The organism is Oryzifoliimicrobium ureilyticum (assembly GCF_037199735.1).
Classification (GTDB): domain Bacteria; phylum Pseudomonadota; class Alphaproteobacteria; order Rhizobiales; family Rhizobiaceae; genus Rhizobium; species Rhizobium ureilyticus.
In genome coordinates this window covers 111,763-138,125 of record NZ_JBBBVQ010000017.1, presented here as the reverse complement: position 1 = coordinate 138,125, position 26,363 = coordinate 111,763, and the positions used below count along the sequence as shown (strand labels likewise).

Sequence of the window (26,363 nt, the reverse complement as noted above, 5' to 3'; positions counted from 1 at the left end):
GCTTCAAAATCGCCAGAATCTGGCTTTCCGTGAATCTCGATTTTTTCATGTCGTTCTCCAAACGCATCAAAGGCCGGAGAAGTCCAATTTTCAACCCAATGGTTTGCGGGGATGATTACCGGGTCCCTTAAACTTGAGGGGAAATATGCAAAAGTCCTCGCGATTTCTCGCAAGGCCTTGAAACATCAATAATTCGAATGGTGGGCGTGACAGGGATTGAACCTGTGACCCCTACGATGTCAACGTAGTGCTCTCCCGCTGAGCTACACGCCCATCCGATGGCGGCGCATAGATCACAAAACCTCCGGGGCCGTCAATAGGCTTTTTTGAAGTTTTGTGGCGGCCTGTGCAAAAGCCTTATGCCGCAAGAAGTTTGTTAACCTCATCAACCAGGTCGCGCAGATGGAAAGGCTTGGAAAGGACCTTCGCATCCTTTGGTGCTTTCGAATCGGGGTTGAGTGCTACCGCGGCAAAGCCGGTGATGAACATGACCTTCAGGTCGGGATCGAGTTCGGTCGCGCGGCGCGCCAGTTCGATACCGTCCATCTCTGGCATGACAATGTCTGTCAGCAGCAGGTTGAACGGCTCTTCTCGCAGCCGGTCATAGGCGCTCGCGCCGTTATCATAGGACAGAACCTTATATCCGGCCTTTTCGAGGGCCTTGACGAGAAAGCGACGCATGTCGTTATCGTCTTCTGCCAGGAGTATTTTGTGAGTCATCAATCGGACCGCTGCTAAATTGTTTCTGCTATTTTAGTCACTGCCAATGTTTAATACATCCCGGACGTTAAACAACCGGTAAGCCTCTTGGCCGAGACTGTTGATCTTCTTACATAGTATGGACTTGAGTCGTGGCAACTGGCAACATCTCGCTCACAGCTCGCTGACCTTATGGTAAAGAGGAATAAAGGTGCCCGACTTTCGCGAATACGAGCTTTTTGAAGTACGGGAGCCCGTGTCGCAAACTATCCCATTCGTCTACAACTCCCCGCATAGCGGTAGAATCTATCCACCCGAGTTCGTTGAAAGCTCGCGCCTGCGCGGCACCGCGCTTCGCCGCTCGGAGGATCACTACGTAGACGAGTTGTTTTCAGCCGCGCCCGAACTTGGAGCTCCGCTGCTCGTCGCGAACTTCCCCCGAGCCTATCTCGATGTGAATCGCGAGCCCTATGAGCTTGATCCGAAGATGTTCGACGGAGCCTTGCCATCCTATGCCAATATTGGCTCGCTGCGCGTTGCGGGGGGATTAGGAACGGTCCCGCGCATTGTTGCCGAAAATATGGAGATCTATACTGGCCGCTTGCCGGTGCAAGAGGGGCTTGATCGTGTTGAAAACATCTACAAACCATACCATACCGCGCTGCGCCGTCTGATCGCCAGGACACATGTGCAATTCGGCTTCGGCGTGCTGATCGATTGTCACTCCATGCCAGGGAATGTTCGCGTAGCGGGTCATAGCGAGCGACCCGATGTGATAATTGGCGACCGTTATGGGACAAGCGCCTCTGCCGATTTGTCTCGGGTGGCTGTGGATATCTTCCAGCGAATGGGGTTTGCCGCAATTCGCAACAAGCCCTATGCCGGTGGTTTTATCACCGAGCATTATGGTAGGCCATCGCGTGGGCTTCATGCGCTCCAGATTGAACTCAATCGGGCCATCTACGTGGATGAGGCGACTCTTGAAAGGCGGCCGCAATTCCCGATTGTTGCGCAGGCCGTAACATCGTTCATGCAGCAGATGGCTGAATATGTTGAAAACTATGCCGGCGAGCAGCCCCTTGCTGCTGAGTGATCTGTTTGGCCTCATAGGGCGAAGCAGTTCCGGCTTAAGTTTTAAAACGGTTCTCGGCGTATAATCGAGCTTTCACAGCAGTTCGTTCTTCAATCCCAGTTTGCGTTGCCCAGGGTGTGTCCCGGCAATCCACTGTAGATTGGATTCGCACTGACTCGCTGCTTAGGCGAAGCGCCAGTTCTTCTCCCTTTGCTTTTCTGCTGGAAGGTCAAAAAAAACCGCGCTCTGCAGCGCGGCTAAGTCTAGGGAGGAAACACCCAAGGAGGGTATTTACAGTCAAGGACTGTGAGAGACACGCTAGGCTTGCTCTGCACAATTGTCAAGCATAATTTTATAGTGCATATTTTGTGTGCATTAATGTTCTGCCTGAATATTTTGCAGGCAGAGGCGGCATCATTCTTAAGCGAAGAGTGCGCGCAGTGGCGCAAGATCCCCCCGGCCACGAGTGACTGCGCACTGCTTCGGTGAGCCGTTCCGGCTGACAGTGCCATTGCCAGGAGGCAGAATCGCCGTCTTCAAAAGAGCTACAGCATGAGAAGGTGATCTGCTATGAGGCTCACTCTGAAGAGGAGACACACCATGGCTTTGCCCGATCGCAGTTTTTTTGATCTTTTGGCGGAAAAGGCTGCAGCGGAAACCTTGCCGCGCTTTCGCAGTGGCACGCTGATCACGAACAAGCTGGCCAGCGGCTTCGACCCGGTAACGGAGGGTGACCGCGCTGCCGAGACGGCGATCCGCGCCTTGATCTCGGAGCACTTTCCCGAGCACGGCGTACTTGGCGAGGAGCATGGAAATATCGGTCTAGACCGGGAATATGTCTGGGTCATCGATCCGATTGATGGCACCAGAGCCTTTATTTCGGGTCTGCCTGTCTGGGGTACGCTGATCGGTCTTTACCAAAACGGGCGCGCGATCATGGGGATGATCGATCAACCATTTACGCGTGAGCGTTACTTTGCCGATGGCCAAGCCTCATTTTACCGGGGTCCCGATTTGGATCGTCGTCTTGCAACGCGTGACTGCAGAACGCTTGCGGATGCCATCTTATTTACGACGTCTCCGCATTTGTTTGAAGGACGTCAGTTAGAGGCTTATCGAAGCGTCGAAAGCCGCGTGCGCTTATTCCGCTATGGTTGCGACTGCTATGCCTATGCCTTGCTAGCTGGCGGGCATATCGATCTTGTCATTGAAAGCGGCCTTAAACCTTACGACGTCGGCGGCATCATTCCTGTGATCGAGCAGGCGGGCGGTATTATGACCACCTGGGACGGTGATCGTCCGGAGAATGGCGGCTTTATCATCGCCGCCGGCAGCAAAACCGTCTACGAGCAAGCCATGGCTTTTCTCAATGACGGCACGCTGAAGTAGAACGCGCGAGCACATCAGCTCGATAGGACGCTTTGCGCGTTTTCAGGGGTTAGCGAGAGACACGTGCTTCGGCACAGCGGTGGATTTTAACCAGAATCGGACTTCAAGGGACTCCATCCTCAAAGATAACCTGTCGCACCTATCTTTTCTGCACGCTTGGAAGGCCTGTACCAAACTGTTGACGGAGTGGCGAGCGGCGGTAGAGCGGCTGCGATTAAGCACCCAGACTCATCGTTTCCTCCGCCGCATCGGCGTCGCTGCCCGGAATAAACGCGTGGATCGCTGCCATCGCCTGGGCGCGGTAAAGATCCCTTTCCTGTAAGATTTCGTGCCTTGCCCCATTAATCGGAACCAACTGTGCGGCCCGGAAATAGCGAGCAGCACGTTCTTGCGCCAAATAAGGAACGACACCGTCGCGGGTCGGTGCAATCAGCAGCGTCGGGATGGTGATGGAGGACAGATGCTCGGCCGTCAGAACGCGATCCATGGCGCGGAAGCATTCAGCCAGCCACCGGGCCGTCGGCATGCCGAGCTTGACGCTGGGATACGCATCGGCGATGCCCTGGTTTCTTTCAAAACGGGTCTGATCTGACGTTAGAGGATTGCTGGCGAAATGCATCGGCCGCGTTCTGTTGATCAATGCCGACGAGCCGAAGCCTATCCCGGAGGCAAGACGCGATACACGTCGTATGGCAAGCTCTGAAACGATCTGCCCGGTCAGGCCGAGAAAGGGCGCCGATACAACCATGCGTTCAACGCGTGTCGCAAGATACGGTGCTGCGGCCAGCGCAATCAGGCCGCCCGTGGAATGACCCAGAAGGTAAAAAGGCAGCTTGGTATCCGGCAAGACAACCGTGTCGAGGAAGGAATCAAGATCGCGTTCATAATCGGAAAAGCGCTGCACATGTCCGTGCTGACGACCTTTCAGCAACCGCGGTGAACCGCCTTGCCCACGCAGATCAAACGTGGCGACCCATAAACCCCGTGTGGTCAGATCTCTTATCGTCTCATAATATTTCTCGATGAACTCGCTTCTACCCTGCAGAAGAACCACGGTGCCTTTCGCCGGTCCGACAGAGCGGAAAATCCCGTAACGAAGGTGCAAACCATCATAGGTTTCGAAGTAGCCTTCGCTTCTGTTTTCTGGGGCCGGATTGTCCGGGGTCGAATAAAGAACCTGATCCGTCATGGTCCGCCTGATATCTTTCTCGTCGACACGCGTTTGTAGGATGCGCTGAGGCTGGGCGATCTTAAAGGCATCGTAGCAGCACTAGACTCATATATGATTTAAGATGGTGCAAATAAGTTCTGTTTGAACGAATTACTCGCGCATCGGGACCAATCTGCTGCCAATTGTTCGATAGTGAGATGAGAACAAAAAAAGAGCCGGCATCACAGGGGTGAGCCGGCCTTCAAATCTGGACTGAAGATGAAGGGACGATGCACTTCAGCCCACGAGCTCGAGCTCGATAACCGCTATATGATCAGCTCGCGGCTGAATGAATTTGGAACCAATTATTCATCTCAAATTCATCGTCTATTTGCCTCGCTAAGCCTCTTGAACGAATGTTTTCCTCTTCTTATCTTCTGGCTGCGGACGCCCGTGAGGGTCCGTAAAGCCGCCTCTCAGACGCCGATTGTCGGGTCTGCCGAGGTTTTATCGCAACACGTCGCTTCCTTAGGAGGACATTATGCGTCACGTTGATTTTTCGCCTCTCTATCGTTCCACCGTTGGCTTCGATCGCCTCTTTACGATGCTGGATAGCCTCGCTCAGCCTGATCAAGCACAGAGCTATCCGCCCTATAATATTGAGCGGACTGGTGAGAATACTTACCGCATTACGATGGCGGTCGCCGGCTTCGATGAAAGCGAAATATCGATCGAAAGCCAGGCCCACTCCTTAACAGTCAAGGGTGAAAAGAGCGACGAGCAGCCCGAAGGCCGCGAATATCTCTATCGCGGCATCGCCAAGCGCACTTTCGAGCGCCGCTTCCAGCTTGCCGATCATGTTGAAGTCGCGTCTGCTTCCTTGAAGAATGGTCTGCTGCACATTGATCTGCTGCGCAACATTCCTGAAGCCATGAAGCCTCGCAAGATCGACATTGCTGTCGAAAAGGTGGATGCTCCAAAGACCATCGAAGCTCAGATCGCCAGCTAACTTCCGAACGACCATTTGAAGAAAGGCGGCGCCGAAAGGTGCCGCTTTTTTGTGTTGATGGTGTCGTGTGAATTTTTGAGTTCAGCGCCCCTCAATTGTTGTCACCAAACCTCTATCAACAACGTGTGATCATGCCGACGGCTTTTGACGTGGCGTCCGTTCAAGCTTTGGGAGCCTACAAAAAAGTCTTGATTGCTTGATTGCCTGCTCTCGCAAATTTGCTGTTCGAAAGCGGAGAGCGTTGTGATGAAGTCTCTAGATTTTTGCATTTATCAAAAGCATTTTTTTCGCGTTTTTGCGCTCATTTTCCTTTTAGTCTCCACCTATCTCCCCCACGTTGCTCAAGCCCAAGGCGCGCCTGAGAAAAGGTTAGCCTTTGTTGTCGGGAACGCGGCGTACAAAGCTGGCGCTTTGCCAACGCCAGCCAATGATGCCGGCCTGATCGCGCAGACATTACAGGCTGCCGGTTTTGACGTCATTGGGGCACGCGATCTCGACCAAAATGGTCTGCGTGATGCGATGCGAGATTTCCTTGCCAAGGCACGCGATGCAGGTCCGAGCGCGGTCGTCTTCGTCTATCTCGCGGGTTATGGTCTGCAGTATCAAGGGGACAATTATTTCGTGCCCGTCGATGCGCAGATCGCCAATGCGACGGATGTGCCAATCGAAGCAGTTCGGATGACGGACTTCACCAAATCGCTTGCCGCTATGGGCAACCGCGGTAGCATGGTCGTTCTTGATATGGCGAGAACAAATCCATTCGCGCAGTCCAGCCAGCCGCTTGCTGGGGGGCTTTCCCTTGTCGATCCTGATGCCAATCAACTGATTGCGTTCAATGCGGCACCCGGTACCGTTGGACCGGCGGAACCTGGACCTTACGGATCTTACGCCCATGCGCTGGCAGAGATGATCCGTGTCGGAGGATTGCCCCTCGACGAAGTATTCGATCGCACCCGCCTGCGGGTCAGTGACCTTACCAAGGGCGCGGAGATCCCTTGGGACGCATCCAAGTTCAAGGATGCCTTCAGCTTCTTCGATCGGGGTCCTAACGTGCCAGCAGCTGAATCCGTGAGGTACGACGCCGCTGCAATCAGAGCGAAGTCGATTCGAGATTTCGACGAGAAAGATGCCTATTTCGCCGCTCTCGATCGTGACACTCTGCAAGGCTATGAAGATTTCCTGGCTGCGTATCCGAACGATGCGATGGCAAGGCGCGTGCGCGCCATTGTTGCGGCCCGCCGTGAGGCCATTACATGGCGGGAGACTTGGAGCGCGGATACGCCATCGGCCTACTGGTCATATCTGAGACGCTATCCGCATGGACCGCATGTGTGGGATGCCCGGCGTCGCTTGGCGCACTTGGAGGCGTCTCTCGAGCCTCCGCCATCCTTTACTGTTATTGAATACCATGTGCCACCACCGCCGCCAGCAGAAATCGTCTATGTAGATCGGCCGGTGCTTTACTTCGATAATGCCGATTTCGGTTATGCGCCGCCCGCACCCATGGTTTTTCTGGCGCCGCCGCCGCCGGATTTTGTCGTACTTGTGCCGCCAAGACCGCCCGCAGAAGTTTTTGTCCTGCCTGAGCCGGTCTTCGTGCCGGTTCCAGTCTGGGTGGAGCCTGCACGAAATTTCGTGCCGCCTCAAAACAACATCATCTTCAACAACATTCACAATAAGATCGTGAACAACACGATCATCAATACCGCAACACCGCCCGCTGGCACGGCGCCGACAGCCAGACAGGTGCTTGCCGCAAGCGCTGTCGCATCCGCACCACATGTCGCGCTGCCGCCATCGATTGCGCGAACGGCCGAATTGCGACAAGGAGCCAATCCGGTGACATCGCCTAAAGCGTCCATGAATGGTGCGCTGCAGCCGATGCCACCCGCTGGGCGTCAGCCGGGAGTTGCAAATGCGCCTACAAATCGGCCTGCCGGCATGTCGGCAAACGGTCATGCCTTGCCGACGACACCGAAGTTGCCAGAAAATGCAGTTGGTGGACCAACAGAGAAGCAAGGACTTGCTGCGAATCCGCATGCTCTACCTGGCTTCCAGGGTAAGCCGCTGCCGCAGGACACCAAGATGCTCAGCGTTAACGAGCATCCGCCGGCCGGAAAGCTTCCGACGGGGCCAGCGGTTTCCGAAGATAAGCAGAAACCCGCTGCTATCGACGCCAAGGTAAGCGCGCCAGCACCTAAAGCCCCGTCTGTTGCCGTCAACGCTAGGCGTCCTGTGGTCAATAAGGTCGCTACGCCTGCAGCGCCGCGTGTCGCCGTATCCACCGTCCGGCGCCCCAATCCCCCTGCAGCACGGCCCAAGCCTACTCCTCACGTGAACGCGCCACAGAAACTGTCCGCTGCTCAGCCGCAAATGCCCGCTCGGCCAAAGCCGCCGGCGCCCAAAAAGTGCGGAGCAAAGGGACTGCCTGCCTGCCGTTGATGGAGTCTGGGTGGCTCGAACTTGTCCGCCGCGTCGAAACAGGCCCTATCTCAAAGATAAACCCTGCGCATGGGAACATGCGCAGGGCAAGTCACGAGATCAATTCCAGTTTGAAGAGGTTCGGCGTCTCCCAAGCAGCGCGAAGTTTTTCGTCGCCTTGATGCGCTTAAGCGGGACCTACGGCCTGTTGAATGTCCTTGGCCTTTGCCTGGCGCTGACGGGCATTCGCATATTTTTGCGCTATGACGGCACACACCATCAGCTGGATCTGATGAAAGAGCATCAAAGGCAGCACGATAGCTCCGATGCTTTGTCCCGCGAAAATGACGTTGGCCATCGGTACACCGCTCGCAAGGCTTTTCTTTGAGCCGCAAAAGGTGATGGTGATCTCATCTTCTTTGTTGAAGCCGAGCATCCGGCTGCCGAACATCGTGAAGCAAAGCACGAAGGCGAGCAGAACCATATCGGTCACAATGACCGCGGCGATGTTGGCAACCGAAAACTGATGCCAAAGCCCTTCCATGACGGCCTCACTGAACGCAAGGTAGACAACCATCAGGATCGAGCCTCTGTCCACGGGCATCAGAAGCTTCTTGCGGGAGCGAATGAAATTGCCAATCCAGGGCTGCAAGAGCTGGCCGACGATAAAGGGAAGCAGAAGCTGGACCAAAATCTGGGTGAGCGCATCCCACGAAAATCCGCCGCCACCCGAGCTTGTCGCGAACAGCAAGCCGACGAGAAGGGGAGTGAGGAACATGCCGAAGATGTTTGAGGCCGATGCTGAGCATATCGCAGCAGGAACGTTGCCGCCTGCAATTGATGTAAAGGCGATGGAAGACTGCACGGTTGACGGCAAAACCGTCAGGAAAAGAATGCCGAAATAAAGCTCCTGCGGCAGGATCGAAGTCGGAACAAAGCCGATCGCCAAACCGAGAAGCGGAAAGACAGCGAAGGTTGTTGCCAAGATCGTCAAATGGAGCCGCCAATGCAGCATTCCCGCAATGACAACGTCACGGGACAAGCGCGCACCATGAAGAAAAAACAACAGCGCGATCGCGAAGTTGGTGGCGATCCCAAAGTAACGCGCAAAGCTCCCATGCGCCGGCAAAACCGAAGCGAGAAGCACGGTGCAGACCAGCATGATGGTGAAGGTATCGGGCAAAAAGCGGCGCATGATGTCCCTCTCGGGCTGCAAGGAAAAACAATAAGCTTTTCCTCCTTCATTATGATATCAAATGCAAGCAATAACAGTTATTCGGTTTTGTGATATGCTTGATCTTACGCAGCTTCGTAGTTTTGTCTGTGTGGCACAAATGGGAAGTTTTACGCTGGCTGCCGAACGCCTTGAAGTGGGTCAATCGACCGTCAGCCAGCATGTGCGCCGCTTGGAGGATGCAATCGGCCGGCGTCTCTTTGCGCGAGACACGCATAAAGTTGTCTTGACGGCAGACGGCGAGGCGCTGCTTGGCCACGCTCAAGAGATGTTGAACATCGAAAGTCAGGTCCAGGCGCTTTTTCGGGAGAGCCTGCGAGGGGAATTGCGTCTCGGCGTATCAGAAGATTTTGTCACGAGCCGTTTGCCGGGGGTTCTGGAAGATTTCACGCGTGCACATCCATCGCTCGACCTGCAATTGACGGTCGCATTATCGGGTACGCTCTATGAAATGCTCGACAACGGTGAGATTGACCTTGTTCTTGCCAAGCGCAGGCTAGGCGATCCACGTGGTCGCCTTGTTTATCGTGAGCCGCTGGTCTGGCTCGCACGTGATCCAGATCGCGTTGCTGCGACTCGACCCTTGCCGTTGATTGCTTTCCCACCACCCAGCGTGACACGTGGAATTGCTTTCGAAACCTTAAGCCGCCATCAGATCCCCTGGCGGATCGTCTGTACCTGCGGGAGCCTGAGCGGCCTCACGGCTGCGGCCCGAGCCGGCATGGGGGTTCTGGTTCAGCCGCGCAGCATGGCACCGGGAGGGTTGAAGGAGATCAGCGATGATATCCTGCCTGCGCTTGAGGACGTGGAATTCGTCCTGGTGCCACGCAAGGGTGCCGACGCCGCGCTTGTGACGGCGCTTTCCGAAGAGATTTTGCGGAAAGTTGGGTCCCTGCGCGCGTAGAGCGGCCTCAGAGCAAGGGTGTCTGAGCTGCCTTTCAGCTGTACAGACACCCCAATGATTGAGTGCAGGCTGGATCAGGCTGCGATGCATTTCAAGAATTGATCGACATCTTCGCTGGTCGTCGCGAAGCTGGTGACGAGCCTGATCAGCTTTTCGTCCTGCGAAACGAGATCGGGCGTGGCGGCCGGCACAAGCCAATCGTAAAATTTGGCGCCCCGCTCCGTCGCTTCTTGTGCAGCCTGCTTCGTGACGACGGCGAAAATCTCGTTCGTCGTTGTTTCCCACGCCTGGCGCGCGGAATTGCTGGCGTTGATTCCGGCGCGCATGCGGTCAGCCATGTTATTGGCGTGACGCGCAAGCTCCAGCCATAAACCATCCTGCAGATAGGCGTCGAATTGAGCCGCGATGAACCGCGTCTTGGAGAAAAGTTGCGCGGCACGTTTGCGGATGAAAGGCATGTCTTTTGCCTTTTCCGGATTGAAGAAGACAACCGCCTCGGCGCACCAGCAGCCATTTTTCGTTGCACCGAAGGAAAGAATATCGACACCGCGTCGCCAAGTCATTTCGGCCGGTGTGGTGTCGAGCGAGATCAAGGCATTGGCAAAGCGCGCGCCGTCCATATGCAGCGGCATGCCGCGATCGCGTGAAATACGTGCGACGGTGTCGATCTCGTCAAGCGAGTAGACGGTTCCCGTCTCCGTTGCTTGCGTGATTGTGACTGAACCGGCGCGGCCATGATGAACGGCATCTTCAGGGAAATCAGCGATCCGGCGCGAAAGATGGGATGGATCAATACGTCCGACCGCGCCCGGCACGGGAACAAGCCTCGCCGAACCGGAGAAAAACTCAGGCGCGCCACATTCGTCTTCAATGACGTGCGCCTCTGAGTGACAGAAAATAACCCCGCCCGGTCGCTGGACGCTGGCAAGCGCAAGAGAGTTTGCCGCAGTGCCAGTGCCGACAAAAAAGACAGCCACCTCGCGCTCAAATATCTCATTAAAACGCTGCTCGACGCGGCGATCGAGATCGCTCGTGCCGTAGGCCGCCGCAAAGCCCGCCGCTTCACTCACCAGCCGTTCGGCAATTGCGCTATGGGCGCCAGCCCAGTTGTCCGAAGCAAAAAACATTCGACACCATTTCCAAATTCTTTGCGATGGCGGCGACCTTCGCGCTAATGGGGCGCGGGATCAAGCGCACAAGCTGCAATCGATCACAGAATTTGAATTCAGCAATCAATAATTAAAATGCTGCGCCGCAATGTAATTTTATTGCGCGAAAACGCCTCACGAGGTAATCTTCGGGTAGTTGTTCATCAGTTTTTTAGGATTGAGGCCTTGCAGCGGCGGCCGGTTTCTGCCATAGAACTGGCGAATTAGGACAGTGTTGCTGTCCTATTTTGGCCGACGAGGCCGAAGATGCACCGAAAGCCCTGACCTTTGCAGGCTTTCACGCTATAGTTATGCAGCCGAAGGCTGTTGGACTGGTCAGCAGGTGCGGTGCGCGAAGCCTTAAGGCCATGCGACCAATCTTCACATTGCAACAGCACCGTCACGCGCGGCATTTAAAAATGGCTGCAGCGAGACAGAACGCCGCTCGCAACTGCGGGCCTGACAGGAGGAAAGACGATGACGAAGAAGACGCCATCTGTAGCGATCGACCATTCCGCAGCTGCCATTGCACGCGGCACGGCAACGACGCGCAAATTTGCCTCCGGTTTGCCTAAAAAGCAGGGGCTTTACGATCCACGACGCGAGCATGATGCCTGCGGCGTCGGCTTTGTGGCGCATATGAAGGGTGTCAAGTCGCACCAGATCGTGCGGGACGGACTGTTCATCCTCGAGAACCTGACGCATCGCGGTGCAGTCGGTGCTGACCCTCTCATGGGCGACGGCGCTGGCATTTTGGTGCAAATTCCCGATCGGTTCTTTCGTGAAGAAATGGCCAAGCAAGGGATTACGCTGCCGAAGGCTGGCCAATACGGCGTCGGTCACATCTTCATGCCGCGCGATCAAGCGCAAATTACCCATTTCAAAAAGGTGATTGAAGACGTCATCGTTGAAGAAGGCCAGGTCTGTCTCGGCTTCCGCGATGTACCTGTCGACAACGCGTCTTTGTCTAAGGCGCCGGATATTGCTGCAACTGAACCACATCATGTCCAGGTTTTCGTCGGTGCCGGTCGTGATGCTGCCAGCGACGACGAATTCGAGCGGCGTCTTTTTACGCTGCGAAAAGTGATTTCCAACAGGATCTACGACGAGTTCGAAGGCGAGGAGAGCAGTTTTTACCCTGTTTCCCTGTCTGCCTCGACGATTGTCTACAAGGGCATGTTCCTGGCCTATCAGGTTGGCGCCTACTATAAAGATTTATCGGACCCGCGCTTTGAAAGCGCTGTTGCGCTGGTCCATCAGCGCTTTTCCACCAACACCTTTCCTTCCTGGAAGCTTGCGCACCCATACCGCATGGTCGCGCACAATGGTGAAATCAACACGCTGCGTTCGAACGTGAACTGGATGGCAGCACGCCAGGCATCGGTCTCCTCGCCATTGTTTGGAGAAGACATCTCAAAGCTTTGGCCGATCTCCTATGAGGGCCAATCGGACACGGCCTGTTTCGACAATGCTCTCGAGTTCCTGGTGCGCGGCGGCTATTCGCTTGCCCATGCCGTAATGATGCTCATCCCCGAGGCTTGGGCCGGCAATCAATCCATGTCGCCGGAACGCAAGGCTTTCTACGAATACCACGCTGCCTTGATGGAGCCTTGGGACGGTCCTGCTGCTGTTTGCTTCACCGACGGTGTGCAGATCGGCGCAACACTCGACCGCAACGGCCTGCGTCCGGCGCGCTATCTCGTCACCAGTGACAATCGCGTGATCCTGGCATCTGAGGCCGGCACGCTGCCGGTCGCCGAAGAAGATATCGTTCAAAAATGGCGTTTGCAGCCAGGAAAAATGCTGCTGATCGACATGAACGAGGGCCGCATCATCTCCGACGACGAGGTGAAGCGCGCTCTGGCGACCAAGCATCCCTACCGCAACTGGCTGGACCGCACGCAGCTTATTCTTGAAGAGCTGAAGCCGGTTGAGCCTCGCGCATTGCGCCGCGACGTTTCGTTGATCGATCGCCAGCAGGCCTTCGGTTATACGAGTGAAGACACTCGCCTTTTGATGTCACCGATGGCAACGACCGGGCAAGAAGCGATTGGCTCCATGGGAACCGATACGCCTATTTCGGCGATGTCTTCGAAGTCGAAGCTGCTTTACACCTACTTCAAGCAGAACTTCGCGCAGGTCACAAATCCCCCGATCGACCCGATCCGTGAAGAGCTGGTGATGAGCCTGGTGTCGTTTATCGGACCACGGCCAAACATTCTCGATCATACGGGTATGGCGAATGCAAAGCGTCTTGAAGTGCGCCAGCCGATCTTGACGAATGGCGATCTGGAGAAGATCCGTTCGATTGGTCATACGGAAGATCGTTTCGACACCAAGACACTCGACTTCACCTATGATGTGGAGCGCGGTGCCGAAGGCATGCCTGAAATGCTGGATCGGCTTTGCGAGCGTGCTGAGGCGGCCGTCAAGGGCGGCTACAACATCATCGTCCTCTCCGACCGCCAGATCGGTCCTGACCGTATTGCAATCCCTGCGCTTCTTGCGACAGCGGCCGTACATCATCACCTCATCCGCAAGGGCTTGAGAACCTCGGTCGGCATTGTCGTGGAGACAGGTGAACCGCGCGAAATCCACCATTTCTGCCTCCTGGCCGGTTATGGTGCGGAAGCGATCAACCCTTATCTCGCTTTCGATACGCTGCTTGACATGCACATGCGCGGCGAGTTCCCGAAAGAGGTTGATGCCCAAGAGGTTGTGTATCGCTACATCAAGGCCGTGGGCAAAGGCATTCTCAAGGTAATGTCCAAGATGGGCATTTCCACCTATCAGTCCTATTGCGGTGGCCAGATTTTCGACGCCATTGGCCTGAAACAGTCCTTTGTCGATAAGTATTTCTTCGGCACAGCCACCATGATCGAGGGCGTCGGACTGGAAGAAATCGCCGACGAGACAGTACAGCGTCACAACGCGGCATTCGGACGCGATCCCTTGCTCGCCAATACGCTCGACATCGGCGGTGAGTATTCCTACCGCATGCGCGGCGAAAGCCATGCCTGGACGCCAGATGCCGTTGCTGCGCTCCAGCACGCGGTTCGCGGCAATGCGCAGGATCGCTACCGCGAATTCTCCGAAATGATGAATGCAACAGCGCTTCGGATGAACACGATCCGCGGTCTGTTCCGTATCAAATCGGCAGAAGAGCTTGGGCGCAGACCCGTGCCTCTCGACGAAGTCGAGCCCGCGATCAACATCGTCAAGCGCTTCTCGACGGGCGCCATGTCGTTCGGGTCGATCTCGCGCGAAGCGCACACGACGCTCGCCATCGCCATGAACAAGATCGGCGGCAAGTCCAATACGGGCGAAGGCGGCGAGGAATCTGACCGCTACTTCCCGTTGCCAGATGGATCACCAAATCCGGAGCGCTCTGCTATCAAGCAGATTGCCTCGGGCCGCTTCGGCGTGACGACGGAATATCTGGTCAATGCCGATATGCTGCAGATCAAGGTTGCCCAGGGCGCAAAGCCTGGCGAAGGCGGTCAGTTGCCGGGCCATAAGGTCGATGCGACCGTCGCTAAGACCCGTCACTCGACGCCGGGTGTCGGCCTGATCTCACCACCGCCGCATCACGACATCTATTCGATCGAAGATCTTGCCCAGCTGATCTATGACTTGAAGAACGTCAATCCTTCTGCTGACGTTTCAGTTAAGCTGGTATCTGAAGTCGGCGTTGGTACGGTAGCCGCCGGCGTGGCGAAGGCACGCGCCGATCATATCACCGTGGCTGGTTTTGATGGCGGAACCGGAGCATCGCCGCTAACATCTTTGAAGCATGCCGGTAGCCCATGGGAAATCGGGCTTGCAGAAACCCAGCAGACGCTTGTCTTGAACGGGCTGCGTTCGCGGGTCGCTCTGCAGGTTGACGGCGGCTTGAAGACTGGTCGAGACGTCCTCATCGGTGCAATGCTTGGTGCCGACGAGTTCGGCTTTGCGACGGCACCGCTCATCGCAGCCGGCTGCATCATGATGCGCAAGTGCCATCTGAATACCTGCCCCGTCGGCGTAGCTACGCAAGATCCCGTTCTGCGCAAGCGCTTCAAGGGTACGCCAGAGCATGTCATCAACTACTTCTTCTTCGTCGCTGAAGAAGTGCGTGAGATGCTGGCATCGCTCGGCTTTACGAAGCTCGACGAGATCATCGGCTCGTCCGAGCTCCTTGAAAAGGAAGAGATGCTCGCCCATTGGAAGGCACGAGGCCTCGACTTTACGAATATTTTCCACAAGGTCGAAGCGCCTAAGCAAGCAATCTACTGGACTGAACGGCAGAAGCATCCGATCGACGGTATTCTCGATCGCAGGCTGATCGCCGAAGCGGCTGACGCCTTGGAGAAAAAGACGCCGGTTTCCTTCGAAGTGCCGATCAAGAATGTGGACCGCTCTGTTGGTGCGATGCTGTCCGGTGAGTTGGTCAAACGTTACAAGCATCGCGGCCTCAAGGACGACACGATCAGCGTCACGCTGCGCGGCACGGCAGGCCAGAGCTTTGCTGCTTTTCTTGCACGGGGTATCACCTTTACTCTGGTTGGTGACGGCAATGATTACGTCGGCAAGGGCCTTTCGGGTGGCAAGATCATTATCAGGCCATCGGAGAAATCCCGTATTGTGGCGGAAGAGTCGATCATCGTCGGCAACACGGTGCTGTATGGTGCGACGGAAGGCGAATGCTATTTCCGAGGCATTGCAGGTGAGCGCTTTGCGGTTCGCAACTCCGGAGCGATCGCCGTCGTTGAGGGCGTGGGTGACCATGGCTGCGAATATATGACGGGTGGCATTGTTGTGGTGCTAGGTGGCACGGGACGTAACTTTGCAGCCGGAATGTCGGGTGGTGTTGCCTATGTCCTCGACGAGAGCGGTGATTTCGCCAAGCGTTGCAACATGGCCATGGTGGAGCTGGAGCCTGTTCCTGAAGAGGACGACATGTTGGAGAAGCTGCATCATCATGGCGGCGATCTCATGCATAAGGGCAGAGTCAACGTGTCAGAAGATATGACCCGCCACGATGAGGAGCGTCTTTATCAGCTGATCTCGAACCATCTCCATTATACCGGCTCGACACGCGCCAAGCTGATCCTTGACAACTGGGTCGAGTATCGGCCGAAATTCCGCAAGGTCATGCCGGTCGAGTATCGCCGCGCATTGGAAGAGATGGAACGGGGCCGTATGGGCGTCGCCGCCGAGTAATCGCCAAAAGTGCCACGCTGGTTGCGTGGCATGCCGACGCAATCGATTGAGGGATCAAGGCCGGCAAACTGTTGCCGGCCGCAGGCAACGGAGTGGGGTTCGGGGCATGCCGGTCGCGCTGAGGGCGCTGAGAGGGTCATGCTGAACCTGCAGAACGGGACATAGCCGTCAAAGCGGCGAATGAAGGGTAGAAAGATGGGCAAGGTTACAGGTTTTCTGGAAATTGATCGGCAGGTGGCGAAGTACCAGCCGGCATCGGATCGTATTCGCCATTTCCGCGAATTCACAATCCCGATGTCGGATGCCGAGGTCCAGAAACAGGCGGCGCGCTGCATGGATTGCGGCATTCCCTATTGCCATGGTCCGACCGGCTGTCCGGTTCATAATCAGATCCCGGATTGGAACGACCTCGTTTATAACAACAACTGGGAAGCAGCGATCCAGAACCTGCATTCCACAAATAACTTCCCCGAATTTACCGGGCGCGTGTGCCCAGCCCCCTGCGAGGAAGCGTGTACGCTCAACCTCGAGGACATGCCGGTCTCCATCAAGACGGTTGAACAGGCGATCGCCGATAAAGCCTACGAACTCGGCTACATCCGCCCTCAGCCGGCAACTGTCCATACGGGCAAGAAAGTCGCCATCATCGGTTCAGGCCCCGCCGGTCTTGCAGCTGCGCAGCAGCTCGGCCGCGCCGGGCATGACGTCCATGTCTATGAACGCGAATCCAAGCCCGGTGGATTGCTCCGTTACGGTATTCCCGACTTCAAGATGGAGAAGAACTTTATCGACCGACGGGTTGAACAGATGAAAGGCGAGGGTGTCACCTTCCATTGTGGTGTCAATGTCGGCGTGGATGTGAGCGTCGATGGTTTGCTGGCCGACCATGATGCGGTTCTTTATTGTGGCGGCTCCGAAACACCACGCCAGGCTGGAATTCCGGGCGTCGAATTGGCTGGTGTTCATGACGCCATGCCTTATTTGGTTCAACAGAACAAGCGCGTTGGCCGCGAGGACATCGACAGCACCGGCTGGCCAGCGGATCCAATCCTTGCTGGCGGCAAGCATGTCGTCGTGGTTGGCGGCGGTGACACGGCATCAGACTGCGTTGGAACCGCGTTTCGCCAGGGCGCCGTGAAAGTCACCCAGCTCGACATTCGTCCACAGCCGCCGGAAAAGGAAGACAAGCTCGCAGTATGGCCCTTCTGGGCCACCAAGATGCGCACGTCGTCTTCCCAAGCGGAAGGAGCTATTCGTGAGTTCCAGGTCGCAACCCTCGAATTCATTGGCGAGGATGGCGTACTGACTGGCGTGAAGTGCTGCGAGGTCGATGAGCGCCGCAAGCCCGTCCAGGGCACCGAATTCGTCATCAAGGCCGATCTGGTCTTCATTGCCATCGGTTTCAGCGGCCCCTTCACGAGCAGTGTTCTCAAGGAGATGGAAGGCAAGCTCACGCTGACAACGGATCGCCGTGGCTCGACAAATGTTGTCGCCGATGATCGCAGCTACAAGACCTCCGTAGACAAGCTTTGGGCGGCTGGCGATGTTCGCCGTGGACAGTCGCTGGTGGTCTGGGCGATCCGCGAAGGACGTCAGGCAGCGCGTGCGATTGACGAGGCCTTGATGGGATCAACTGTTCTCCCGGCTTGACCGGAGGCCTATTAACGTCACGATACCAGTGCGTTTATTCGCGTCTCACGGAGCGTGACATAGACACACTGGTTGCGCGTATCCGCATTTGCAAACGTGCTTTCCGATGCCGATCAACGCTTCGAATGCGTTCCGGTTTGACAGAAGACTGTCACAACGAAGGCGTTCGTGACGCTTCGGCCCGCTAGCTGTTCTTAGTTTGCACCCTGCTGCGATGCGCTTGCCGCGGGCGCCTTCAGGGAGGCTGATGGTTTTCCTTTGTCTTCCATTCGGTAGTCATCTATTCGTCCCGCTGGCGCCGGCGGCAGCTTGCCCTGTTCCACCAGCATGGCCCGCGGCGAAGTCTCGCTAGAGTGCTGCATCGGTGCATTGTCTCCGAGGAGCGCCGTACCGCCATCCAGCTTTGGGTCGGAGAAACTGATTGGCTGCGCATGCTCCGGCGCGTTGACTTTCGGCTCGCTCGTGCCGGTATCCGTGTCGATACGCCCAAGATCCGGACTTGCCTGTGTGCCGAGGAGACGACGGACGGGTTTTTCGACGTAGAAAGCAAGTTTGCGCTTACCGGCAGGGGTCAAACCAATTCCGTCTGCGCCACGAAGACGGACCTGTTGGCCATTGATGTCGGATCCTGTCAGCACAAAATCCCCATCCGCATTGGTGAATCCATCCCAGACATCGATGAATTCGCCACCAATGCTTTCGATTTCCGTGCGGTAGAGTTGATTAAACTTGAGAGCGTCTGCGCTCATGACGCCTGAATCAAAGGGCGGAAGGCCAACCCAGAGCAGGGGAATCTTCCGATTGCTGACGATTTTCGCAAAAGCCTGGATACGCTTGCGATACTCGACAAACCAACCATCCGTTCTAAACTTCTCCTTGCTGCCGTCGGTGACCATTTGCTGGCGGTCGTTCGCGCCAATCATCACGACAACTACGGCCGGCTTCGTTTCATCGACGAACTTCGACAATTGGGAAGGCCAATTATAATAGTCGTCCCGCACAAGACCGGATGCTAGATTTGTTCTCGCGTCGACCATCACGCCAGGAGAATCCGAAAAAGCTTCTTCCAGTCCCTCGCCAAGTCCACCTGCCATGAAGTCGCCGACCACCAGAATTTTTTGGGCGGTATCGAGCTTCCGGACCGGCTCTTCAGCGTCGGGCGCGGGGGCAACCGGACGTGGTGTGACAACCGCCTTCGGTCGTGGGGGTTTATGTGGTGTCTTTGGCGGNCACCAGAATTTTTTGGGCGGTATCGAGCTTCCGGACCGGCTCTTCAGCGTCGGGCGCGGGGGCAACCGGACGTGGTGTGACAACCGCCTTCGGTCGTGGGGGTTTATGTGGTGTCTTTGGCGGTTGATAGTCCTCCGGCGGGAGATACCGGCGCGGCGGCGCATCTTCTTTGAGGTAACGTCGGCCAAAGAAGAAATCGAGGATGGAGCGCCTCTCGTAATACCCCTCCTGCGCCGGCGCAATTGTGGGCTGAAGGACGATCAAACCAGCGCAGCAAAATGCAAACAGGCAAGCGAGACGACGAGCCCCCGTCAGTCTTCGAATGGTGTCAAATACCCTCACGATGCGTCCCTTCGCCGGTGTTCTTTGTTGCGGTTTGGCGCAGCAATCCGGCGCAAATCATCATCGTCCCTCTCAAGGCAATATTATGCCCGACCGCCGTCATTCAGAGGTTCATCGGCGAAGCGCATTTAAAAGCGGCAGGGAAGGCTCACCATCTGCCTCCATGCCAAGACGCTGTTGAACAGCGGCGATGGCCGCCTTCGAACCGGATCCGAAATTACCGTCTACGACGCCGTCATAATAGCCGAGCGTCTTCAGCCGGTTCTGCAATTCGAACTTCTGCTTTACATCGAGTGCGCCGTCGGGACGAGGCCAGGTTTGTTGCAAGCCTCCGTAGCCGGCAATTTCATCGGCAAGCAGGCCAACCGCCAGGGCGTAGTTGTCCGAGCTATTGTACTTTTTGATCGTGAAGAAATTGGAGGTCATCAGAAAGCCTGGGCCATCGGCGCCGCCAGGCATCTTCAAGATAGCTTTCGTTTCCGGCTCCTTGAAGGCTTTGCCGTTCGGGCGGCGAAGTCCGAGCGATGCCCATTGCCGCAAGGTCAGCGACTTGCCGGCATATTTTGCAGCGCCGGCCGGCACGCTAACTTCATAGCCCCAAGTTTTACCGGTTTGCCAGCCGTTCTTCATGAGAAGATTAGCCGAAGTCGCCAAGGCGTCGGGTACAGAATTCCAGATATCGCGCCGGCCGTTCCCGTCCGCGTCGACCGCGTAGAGCAGGTAGCTTGTCGGAATGAACTGAGTGTGCCCCATGGCACCGGCCCAGGAGCCGGTGAGCTGCCGCGGCGAGACATCGCCATTTTGCAGGATCTTTAACGCGGCGATCAGCTGCTTCTTGGCATAGCGAGCGCGGCTCGGGTCTGCATAGGCAAGCGTGGCGAGCGCGCGTGGCACATAGTGGAGGCGATCATCTTTTTGGAGAACTTCGCCGTAATTGGACTCCATCGACCAGATCGCCAGAAGGATATTTTTATCCACACCGAAGTGACGTTCAATCGCGTTTAACGTGCTGTCATACTTCGCTGCCATTTTCCTTCCAGTTGTAGCCGTATAAGGGTTTACACGCGAGTCTAGATAGTCCCATATCTTACTCGTGAATTCCGGTTGGTAGCGGGCTTTGTCCAAGACAGTTGGATCAGGATCGTTTACACCGGTGAATGCTTTCGTATAGGTCGCCTTGGTAATGCCGTCTTGTGCAGCAGTTTTGTAAAAATCAGCGATCCACTGGCGGAACCCTTGGTCCGCGAATGCGTTTGCTGGTGCCAACATTGTTGTTGCAGCTATGAGGGAAGCCAGGGCGAGGCCATAAAGGGGGTGTCTAAGATCTCGGGCCATGAGCGTTATCCGTGTTCTTCGTTCCGCGCGGGAGATGCGATATGGTGCTTCCGCGAAACCTACAGGAACCAAGTCAACAAATTCTTTACCATAAACCATGTTTGGCGTCACGGCTTGCAAACCGTCGGCTAATCAGGTTACTCGCGGTAATAATAATCCAAATGTATCAAGCTCTTCAGGAGGTATAATTGGCACAGCATAAGAAAGTTCGCAAAGCGGTTTTTCCAGTTGCAGGACTTGGAACACGCTTTCTGCCTGCAACGAAAGCTGTTCCGAAGGAAATGCTGACTGTTGTCGATAAGCCTATTATCCAATACGTCGTCGATGAAGCTCTTGAAGCTGGGATCGAACATTTAGTCTTCGTAACAGGTCGAAATAAACATGTAATCGAAGATTATTTCGATATACACTTCGAACTTGAACAGACCCTTCGCGAGCGTGCCAAAAAGGCCGAAATCACTCTTCTTCAGGAGCAGCTTCCGAAGGCCGGTACTGTCAGCTTTACGCGCCAGCAAGAACCGCTGGGTCTCGGCCACGCTGTCTGGTGCGCCCGTGAAATCGTCGGTGATGAGCCCTTTGCTCTTCTCCTCCCTGATATGATCATGAAAGACACCAAGGGTTGCACCAAGGGCATGATCGATCTCTACGACACGGCTGGCGGGAACATCATTGCCGTTGAAGAATGCGCGCCTGAACTTGCGCATCGCTACGGTATCGTCGGTAAAGGCGAAACGGTCGGCGAAGGCTTCCGCATCACGAGCATGGTTGAAAAACCTGCCAAGGGAACGGCACCGTCGAACTTCTTCATCAACGGTCGCTACATCCTTCAGCCGGAAATCTTCAAGATCCTGGAAACGCAGGAGCGCGGCGCTGGCAACGAAATCCAGCTCACCGACGGTATGTTGAAGCTGCTCGAAACACAGGACTTTGCCGCCTATCACTTCCGCGGTGAGACGTATGACTGTGGAGCAAAGGACGGCTTCATTCTGGCCAACATGGCCTTCGCCATTGATCGCGACGACATCCGCCCGCAGGTTGAAGAAGGCTTCAAGGCGCTGATAAAGCGCCTCTAAGGCGCTCATATTGCATCAGCGGTTGAATGAAGAATGTGGATATGATCGCCCCTTCGTGGGGCGATTTTTTAATTGATTCTGGATGATTGACCCGCCGTTGGGCTGCGTCGGCGTCAGCGCTTCAGTCTAAGGCCTATTCCGGCGCGCCATTGCTGAGAGTCCGGGCCGACCTTACTGTCGGTGAGTTCGTAGCCAAGCGTGCTGGTCAAATCGAGATAGCGGTTGATGTTCCAGATCAGGCCAGCGCTGGTCGAATAGACGATCTGGTTCTCCGAACTGGAAGGATAGTCTCGAAAAACGATGCCGCCGATGACGGTGCCGGTCAGATTTTCGAGGATCTTGTGGCTTACCGTTGTTGACAATCCATGTGAGACATACCCGCCCTCGCCAGGCGTGGTGGAGGGTTGGATGCTGGTCGTCGCACCGAAATTGACATCGGTGCCGCGGAGCGGCGACCATGCCACATTGGCATTCACGGTCAGAGCGTCGATATCAGAAAGTCGAAAATCGTCGAAGACAGCCTTCGTGTAGCCAAGGCTTGCTTCCCCGCGCAGCTTTTCGCCAAGATCTATCTCGGCACCAGCTTTGATGCCGTAGGTGTTTCCAGACCGCTCATAGCCAGCGCTGTCGCGCTTTTCGTCATAGACGCTTTTGCCGACGGATGCTTCAACAAAAGGGATCAGGGCAGGTGACAGTTCGTAGCCGATGCGCGCGCGTGCTGTCCCGCTCGTTTCGTTACGGTCGCTCAGCGAAAGCGTAGAGCCATCTGAGAGCGTCACGTCTGAATAGACGGTCCTGTCGAGATCAAGTCCGACAGTTCCACGGATCCGACCCAGCTGATGTTCCAAGGAGGTCCCGGCGGTAAACTCCTGCACATCAGCCTGTCGCGAGGCGCCGAGGATGGCATTCGGGTCCGTTGTGTCTTCCCGGTAGAAGCGGTAGCCGCCGGTGATATGGGCTGTGGTGCGATCCGCGAGATCGAGCCTCAGATCACCGTCGATTTGAAAACTGGGCTGTTCCTCGCCTTCGCCGCTGATGTTCTTCTGCCAGGTGCCTTCGCTGGTAATACTCAGCTGATGGAGAGACCAGTCCGAGATCAGGCTTGTCTTCATGTCCGTTTCAAGAAAGCCGCGGGTCTCGCGGCCGCCTGAATCTTTTGTCGTTTCTGTGTTGATCGACTCCGTCACCGTCGGACGCAGGACGAAACTGCTGATTCGAATGCCAGGCGTATCTTCCGTCGAGATATCTGGTCGGTCTTTGCGGCCGGGCGGTCGATCGTCGATAGCGGGCTCGCGCGTGTTGAGGCGGCGAATGTCATCATCAAGGATCGAGCCAACGGCTTCCGGATCGGTAACCTTCACATCCCCGGTCGTGCTGACTGCCGCTCCGGTCGTCTGGGGTGAAAGGGAGCCATCTGTCGGCTGGTCCGGAACGGTCCCCTGTTGCGCAGTATCGTCAGCGGCGATTGAAGGTCCATTTGTGCTTGCCCCGACAGGCGTTTGAACTCTGCTTTCGGCCCTGGTAGCCGCCGGTGAGCTGCTGTCGACGCTCTGCGCGCCTGCGACGTTGGCGACAAACAGACAAGCCAATGCTGCAGCCGGCAAAGTGTGCGACACCTTGCCGTGCGTGGAGACGCCGTCTTTTTGTTTGCTCTTCTTCATTCCGCCGCTGGCTGAGATGTGAATCTTACCGAACCGTAAATCCTTGTGGTTAATCATTCGTTGCTTGCAGGCGTTCTTTCGCTAAAAACAAATGCCGTGGCGGCAGTTTCTTGGAGGCTGAGGAAGTGTGCAGCGACAGGCAGCTGGGGCTCGCATCAGTCATCAAAGCATTGCCACTGCCGGTAGACTTGATTGCCTAAAGAGGGTAACGGAACCCCATGAACAAGAAAGACGTCACGATCATCGAGAACAATCTTCTGAGCTCTGCCCAGCGCACCGTTGCCATAGAGCGCAAGGCTTTGGGAACGCTTGAGCGGGCTCTTGGCGATGAGCTTTCGGAAGGCTTTCTAAAAGCCGTCGAGGTGATCGGACGAATTCGCGGCCGTCTGATTGTAACCGGTGTGGGAAAAAGCGGACATATCGGCGTTAAGATTGCCGCGACAATGGCTTCCACGGGAACGCCGGCGTTTTTCGTGCATGCTGCGGAGGCCAATCACGGCGACCTCGGTATGATTGGCCTTGATGACGCCGTCCTTGCTTTATCAAAAGGTGGCGAAAGCGCAGAACTGCGCAGCATCACCGCTTATACCCGCCGCTTTTCCATCCCCCTGATCAGTGTGACGGCGAATGCCAGGTCGTCGCTTGCTCAGGCGTCGGATATCTCGCTGGTTCTACCGGACGAGGAAGAGGCTTGCCCTCACGGGCTTGCACCCACTACCTCTGCATTGATGACGCTCGCGCTTGGGGATGCCCTTGCGATCGCTCTTCTGGAAGCAAGAGGCTTTACGGCAACCGATTTTCATGTCTTCCATCCTGGCGGCAAACTGGGAGCGAGCTTAACGCGTGTGGCAGAAATTATGCACAAGGGCGACCGGTTGCCCCTTGTTCCACGCGGTACTCCGCTGCCAGAGGCAATCAGTGTCTTGTCGCGCAAGCACTTTGGTTGCGTCGGCGTTCAAGACGGGGAGGGTAGGCTGTGCGGGATCGTCACGGAAGGCGATATGGCACGTAACCTCGATCGGAACCTCAGCCTTCTTTGCGTTGACGACATCATGACGGAAAAGCCAAAGACGATTAAACCAACGGCTTTCGCAAGCAGTGCGCTTGCCTTGATCAACAAACACAATATTGGCGCCTTGATCGTCGTGGACGACGACAATTACCCCGTGGGACTTATTCACTTCCACGACCTTTTGCGCATCGGCGTTGCGTGAGCGAATGCTAAGGCGGTGATCAGGCCGCCTCTACCGTCAGGTCCCTGCCATGCGAGGCGATGATCCTGACCTGCGCGCCGGCCGGCAGGTTGGGACCCATGACCTGCCAAGTCGTATCGTCTAGACGGATGCGGCCTTTTCCATTCGTGATCGGCTCGACGAGAATGGCAGTTCGTCCCACCAGGCTTGCTCCCCGATCGTTCAAAAAGGGCTCGTCCGACAGTTTGTTTGCGCCTGTCCATCTTCGCCCGATCATGATGGCGGCAACAGACAAGGCCGCAAAGGCGAGGGCCTGCACTTGCCATGCCCAAATCGGCGTCTCCCATAAAAGCAGAGAGAGAGCACCGACGGCCAGGGCAGCGAGACCAATCCAGAACAGGAAAAAGCCAGGCACGACAATTTCGAAGGCGAGCAACGTCAAACCCAGCACCCACCAGCCCCACAGTCCAAGCTGGTTTATTGTGGATATGATCATTGCTCTTGCCCGTCCCGGGGAACCTGATAGGCAATGCCTTCCGGTGTCGATCGAATGTCGGAACTTGGACGCACTTCAGGCGTGGAGCGCTTCGGGCCTTGACGCTGCGGCTTGATCGGGGCGGAATTTGGGCCGTCGCCAAACACATCCCGCGCGATGGCGCCGATCCCTCCAAGCGAGCCGAGGATCGAGGATGCTTCCATCGGCATCAGAACGATCTTGGCATTTGTTGCGCTACCGATCGCAGTGAGAGCTTCGGTGTATTTCTGTGCAACGAAGTAGTTGATTGCCTGCACATCACCGGCAGCAATGGCTTCCGATACGACTTTGGTGGCTTTCGCTTCGGCTTCGGCAAGGCGTTCGCGAGCTTCAGCTTCACGGAAGGCCGCTTCCCGCTGGCCTTCTGCCTGCAGAATCGCTGATTGCTTCGCGCCTTCTGCGCGCAGAACCTGCGCGCTTCTAGAGCCTTCAGCCTCAAGAATTTGGGCGCGCTTTTCGCGCTCCGCCTTCATTTGGCGGGCCATGGCCTCCACCAGGGCCGGCGGTGGGCGAATGTCCTTGATCTCGATGCGCGTTACCTTGATACCCCAGGGATGTACGGCATCGTCGACCACGCGCAGCAGACGATCATTGATCGCGTCGCGGTTCGACAGAAGTTCGTCAAGATCCATCGATCCCATGACCGAACGAATATTCGTCATAGTGAGATTGAGGATAGCGTTTTCGAGGTTCGAGACCTGGTAGGCCGCCTGCGCAGCATTCAAAACCTGATAAAAGACGACGGCGTCAGCGGCGACCGATGCGTTGTCCTTGGTAATGACTTCCTGGGTCGGGACGTCAAGTACTTGTTCCATCATGTTCATGCGCGCGCCGACCCGCTCGATGAAGGGCACGATGAGATTGAGGCCGGGGTCAAGGGTGCTCGTGTACCGCCCAAAACGCTCGATTGTGTAGCGATAGCCTTGTGGTACCGTCTTGATGCCCGCTGCCATGACGATGAGCACGAAGATCACCAGAACGATGATCACTAAGCTGAAGCCATCTAATCCCATAATACCCCCATGAGTAGAAGTCTGCCGCACCATACCAGAACGGAACGGAAACACCAGAGGTCTCAAAAGCCGGGTAGGCGCAGTTCGAGATGGATGTTAACTC

17 protein-coding genes, 1 tRNA gene and 1 pseudogene are annotated in these 26,363 nt (G+C 56.1%); 9 read left to right on the top strand and 10 right to left on the bottom strand.

Going from position 1 to position 26,363, the window contains the following annotated elements; all coding sequences use genetic code 11:
* Window positions 1–198 precede the first annotated feature (198 nt).
* Together VQ830_RS21145 and cpdR1 are read right to left on the bottom strand one after the other, a co-directional pair.
* Window positions 199–273 (bottom strand) — tRNA-Val (locus tag VQ830_RS21145).
* 84 nt (window positions 274–357) lie between these two features.
* Entirely contained in the window at window positions 358–720 is a 363-nt protein-coding gene (gene cpdR1, locus VQ830_RS21140) for a response regulator CpdR1 (RefSeq protein ID WP_337270129.1), read from the bottom strand.
* Between the two features lie 190 nt (window positions 721–910).
* Here cpdR1 and VQ830_RS21135 point away from each other — a divergent pair, with 190 nt between their 5' ends.
* Window positions 911–1,792 (top strand): N-formylglutamate amidohydrolase, encoded by an 882-nt coding sequence (locus VQ830_RS21135; RefSeq protein WP_337270128.1) that lies wholly within the window; start codon window positions 911–913, stop codon window positions 1,790–1,792.
* Window positions 1,793–2,371: 579 nt separating this feature from the next.
* Window positions 2,372–3,160, top strand: coding sequence for a histidinol-phosphatase (gene hisN, locus VQ830_RS21130; protein WP_337270127.1), 789 nt, complete (start codon window positions 2,372–2,374; stop codon window positions 3,158–3,160).
* 214 nt (window positions 3,161–3,374) lie between these two features.
* Here the strand turns inward: hisN and VQ830_RS21125 are convergent, their stop codons facing one another.
* The gene (locus VQ830_RS21125) at window positions 3,375–4,349 is read right to left on the bottom strand and encodes an alpha/beta fold hydrolase (protein ID WP_337270126.1); all 975 of its coding nucleotides are present in this window, start codon (window positions 4,347–4,349) and stop codon (window positions 3,375–3,377) included.
* 502 nt (window positions 4,350–4,851) lie between these two features.
* Here VQ830_RS21125 and VQ830_RS21120 point away from each other — a divergent pair.
* Together VQ830_RS21120 and VQ830_RS21115 are read left to right on the top strand one after the other, a co-directional pair.
* Window positions 4,852–5,319, top strand: a complete 468-nt coding sequence (locus tag VQ830_RS21120; protein ID WP_337270125.1) for an Hsp20 family protein — start codon at window positions 4,852–4,854, stop codon at window positions 5,317–5,319.
* Window positions 5,320–5,565: 246 nt separating this feature from the next.
* The gene (locus VQ830_RS21115; RefSeq protein WP_337270124.1) at window positions 5,566–7,761 is read left to right on the top strand and encodes a caspase family protein; all 2,196 of its coding nucleotides are present in this window, start codon (window positions 5,566–5,568) and stop codon (window positions 7,759–7,761) included.
* A gap of 166 nt (window positions 7,762–7,927) precedes the next feature.
* On the opposite strand, the gene VQ830_RS21110 is transcribed toward VQ830_RS21115, so the two are convergent.
* The gene (locus VQ830_RS21110) at window positions 7,928–8,935 is read right to left on the bottom strand and encodes a bile acid:sodium symporter family protein (RefSeq protein WP_337270123.1); all 1,008 of its coding nucleotides are present in this window, start codon (window positions 8,933–8,935) and stop codon (window positions 7,928–7,930) included.
* A 94-nt stretch (window positions 8,936–9,029) separates the two neighbouring features.
* Here VQ830_RS21110 and VQ830_RS21105 point away from each other — a divergent pair, with 94 nt between their 5' ends.
* On the top strand, window positions 9,030–9,878 hold the full coding sequence (locus tag VQ830_RS21105) for a LysR substrate-binding domain-containing protein (protein WP_337270122.1): 849 nt from the start codon (window positions 9,030–9,032) through the stop codon (window positions 9,876–9,878).
* Between the two features lie 74 nt (window positions 9,879–9,952).
* Here the strand turns inward: VQ830_RS21105 and VQ830_RS21100 are convergent, their stop codons facing one another.
* Complete coding sequence (locus VQ830_RS21100) at window positions 9,953–11,005, bottom strand: threonine aldolase family protein (RefSeq protein ID WP_337270121.1); 1,053 nt, start codon at window positions 11,003–11,005, stop codon at window positions 9,953–9,955.
* A 498-nt stretch (window positions 11,006–11,503) separates the two neighbouring features.
* Here VQ830_RS21100 and gltB point away from each other — a divergent pair, with 498 nt between their 5' ends.
* Together gltB and VQ830_RS21090 are read left to right on the top strand one after the other, a co-directional pair.
* Complete coding sequence (gltB, locus tag VQ830_RS21095; RefSeq protein WP_337270120.1) at window positions 11,504–16,228, top strand: glutamate synthase large subunit; 4,725 nt, start codon at window positions 11,504–11,506, stop codon at window positions 16,226–16,228.
* 195 nt (window positions 16,229–16,423) lie between these two features.
* Window positions 16,424–17,878, top strand: coding sequence for a glutamate synthase subunit beta (locus VQ830_RS21090; RefSeq protein WP_337270119.1), 1,455 nt, complete (start codon window positions 16,424–16,426; stop codon window positions 17,876–17,878).
* Between the two features lie 194 nt (window positions 17,879–18,072).
* Here VQ830_RS21090 and VQ830_RS21085 read toward each other — a convergent pair.
* Both VQ830_RS21085 and VQ830_RS21080 read right to left on the bottom strand, forming a co-directional pair.
* A pseudogene (locus VQ830_RS21085) lies at window positions 18,073–19,450 on the bottom strand (SGNH/GDSL hydrolase family protein).
* Between the two features lie 111 nt (window positions 19,451–19,561).
* A complete protein-coding gene (locus tag VQ830_RS21080; protein WP_337270118.1) occupies window positions 19,562–20,785 on the bottom strand; it encodes a lytic murein transglycosylase in 1,224 nt (407 codons plus the stop codon).
* A 188-nt stretch (window positions 20,786–20,973) separates the two neighbouring features.
* On the opposite strand from VQ830_RS21080, the gene galU reads away from it, so the two are divergent.
* Window positions 20,974–21,858, top strand: coding sequence for a UTP--glucose-1-phosphate uridylyltransferase GalU (gene galU / locus VQ830_RS21075; RefSeq protein ID WP_337270117.1), 885 nt, complete (start codon window positions 20,974–20,976; stop codon window positions 21,856–21,858).
* Window positions 21,859–21,971: 113 nt separating this feature from the next.
* Here the strand turns inward: galU and VQ830_RS21070 are convergent, their stop codons facing one another.
* Window positions 21,972–23,519, bottom strand: a complete 1,548-nt coding sequence (locus tag VQ830_RS21070) for an outer membrane beta-barrel protein (protein ID WP_337270116.1) — start codon at window positions 23,517–23,519, stop codon at window positions 21,972–21,974.
* A gap of 218 nt (window positions 23,520–23,737) precedes the next feature.
* On the opposite strand from VQ830_RS21070, the gene VQ830_RS21065 reads away from it, so the two are divergent.
* The gene (locus tag VQ830_RS21065) at window positions 23,738–24,733 is read left to right on the top strand and encodes a KpsF/GutQ family sugar-phosphate isomerase (protein WP_337270115.1); all 996 of its coding nucleotides are present in this window, start codon (window positions 23,738–23,740) and stop codon (window positions 24,731–24,733) included.
* 19 nt (window positions 24,734–24,752) lie between these two features.
* Here VQ830_RS21065 and VQ830_RS21060 read toward each other — a convergent pair whose 3' ends face one another.
* Window positions 24,753–25,208 carry an NfeD family protein gene (locus VQ830_RS21060; protein ID WP_337270114.1) on the bottom strand — a complete coding sequence of 152 codons (456 nt, stop codon included), beginning with the start codon at window positions 25,206–25,208 and terminating at the stop codon, window positions 24,753–24,755.
* Window positions 25,205–26,260 carry an SPFH domain-containing protein gene (locus VQ830_RS21055; RefSeq protein WP_337270113.1) on the bottom strand — a complete coding sequence of 352 codons (1,056 nt, stop codon included), beginning with the start codon at window positions 26,258–26,260 and terminating at the stop codon, window positions 25,205–25,207. Before VQ830_RS21055 ends, VQ830_RS21060 begins: the two co-directional genes overlap by 4 nt.
* Window positions 26,261–26,363: the final 103 nt, after the last annotated feature.

What these genes read in the sequence shown, in the direction of transcription:
- cpdR1 (WP_337270129.1), bottom strand. Translation starts at nt 720, where the DNA reads ATGACTCACAAAATACTCCTGGCAGAAGACGATAACGACATGCGTCGC.
- hisN (WP_337270127.1), top strand. Translation starts at nt 2,372, where the DNA reads ATGGCTTTGCCCGATCGCAGTTTTTTTGATCTTTTGGCGGAAAAGGCT.
- VQ830_RS21125 (WP_337270126.1), bottom strand. Translation starts at nt 4,349, where the DNA reads ATGACGGATCAGGTTCTTTATTCGACCCCGGACAATCCGGCCCCAGAA.
- VQ830_RS21120 (WP_337270125.1), top strand. Translation starts at nt 4,852, where the DNA reads ATGCGTCACGTTGATTTTTCGCCTCTCTATCGTTCCACCGTTGGCTTC.
- VQ830_RS21115 (WP_337270124.1), top strand. Translation starts at nt 5,566, where the DNA reads ATGAAGTCTCTAGATTTTTGCATTTATCAAAAGCATTTTTTTCGCGTT.
- VQ830_RS21110 (WP_337270123.1), bottom strand. Translation starts at nt 8,935, where the DNA reads ATGCGCCGCTTTTTGCCCGATACCTTCACCATCATGCTGGTCTGCACC.
- VQ830_RS21105 (WP_337270122.1), top strand. Translation starts at nt 9,030, where the DNA reads ATGCTTGATCTTACGCAGCTTCGTAGTTTTGTCTGTGTGGCACAAATG.
- VQ830_RS21100 (WP_337270121.1), bottom strand. Translation starts at nt 11,005, where the DNA reads ATGTTTTTTGCTTCGGACAACTGGGCTGGCGCCCATAGCGCAATTGCC.
- gltB (WP_337270120.1), top strand. Translation starts at nt 11,504, where the DNA reads ATGACGAAGAAGACGCCATCTGTAGCGATCGACCATTCCGCAGCTGCC.
- VQ830_RS21090 (WP_337270119.1), top strand. Translation starts at nt 16,424, where the DNA reads ATGGGCAAGGTTACAGGTTTTCTGGAAATTGATCGGCAGGTGGCGAAG.
- VQ830_RS21080 (WP_337270118.1), bottom strand. Translation starts at nt 20,785, where the DNA reads ATGGCCCGAGATCTTAGACACCCCCTTTATGGCCTCGCCCTGGCTTCC.
- VQ830_RS21070 (WP_337270116.1), bottom strand. Translation starts at nt 23,519, where the DNA reads ATGAAGAAGAGCAAACAAAAAGACGGCGTCTCCACGCACGGCAAGGTG.
- VQ830_RS21065 (WP_337270115.1), top strand. Translation starts at nt 23,738, where the DNA reads ATGAACAAGAAAGACGTCACGATCATCGAGAACAATCTTCTGAGCTCT.
- VQ830_RS21060 (WP_337270114.1), bottom strand. Translation starts at nt 25,208, where the DNA reads ATGATCATATCCACAATAAACCAGCTTGGACTGTGGGGCTGGTGGGTG.
- VQ830_RS21055 (WP_337270113.1), bottom strand. Translation starts at nt 26,260, where the DNA reads ATGGGATTAGATGGCTTCAGCTTAGTGATCATCGTTCTGGTGATCTTC.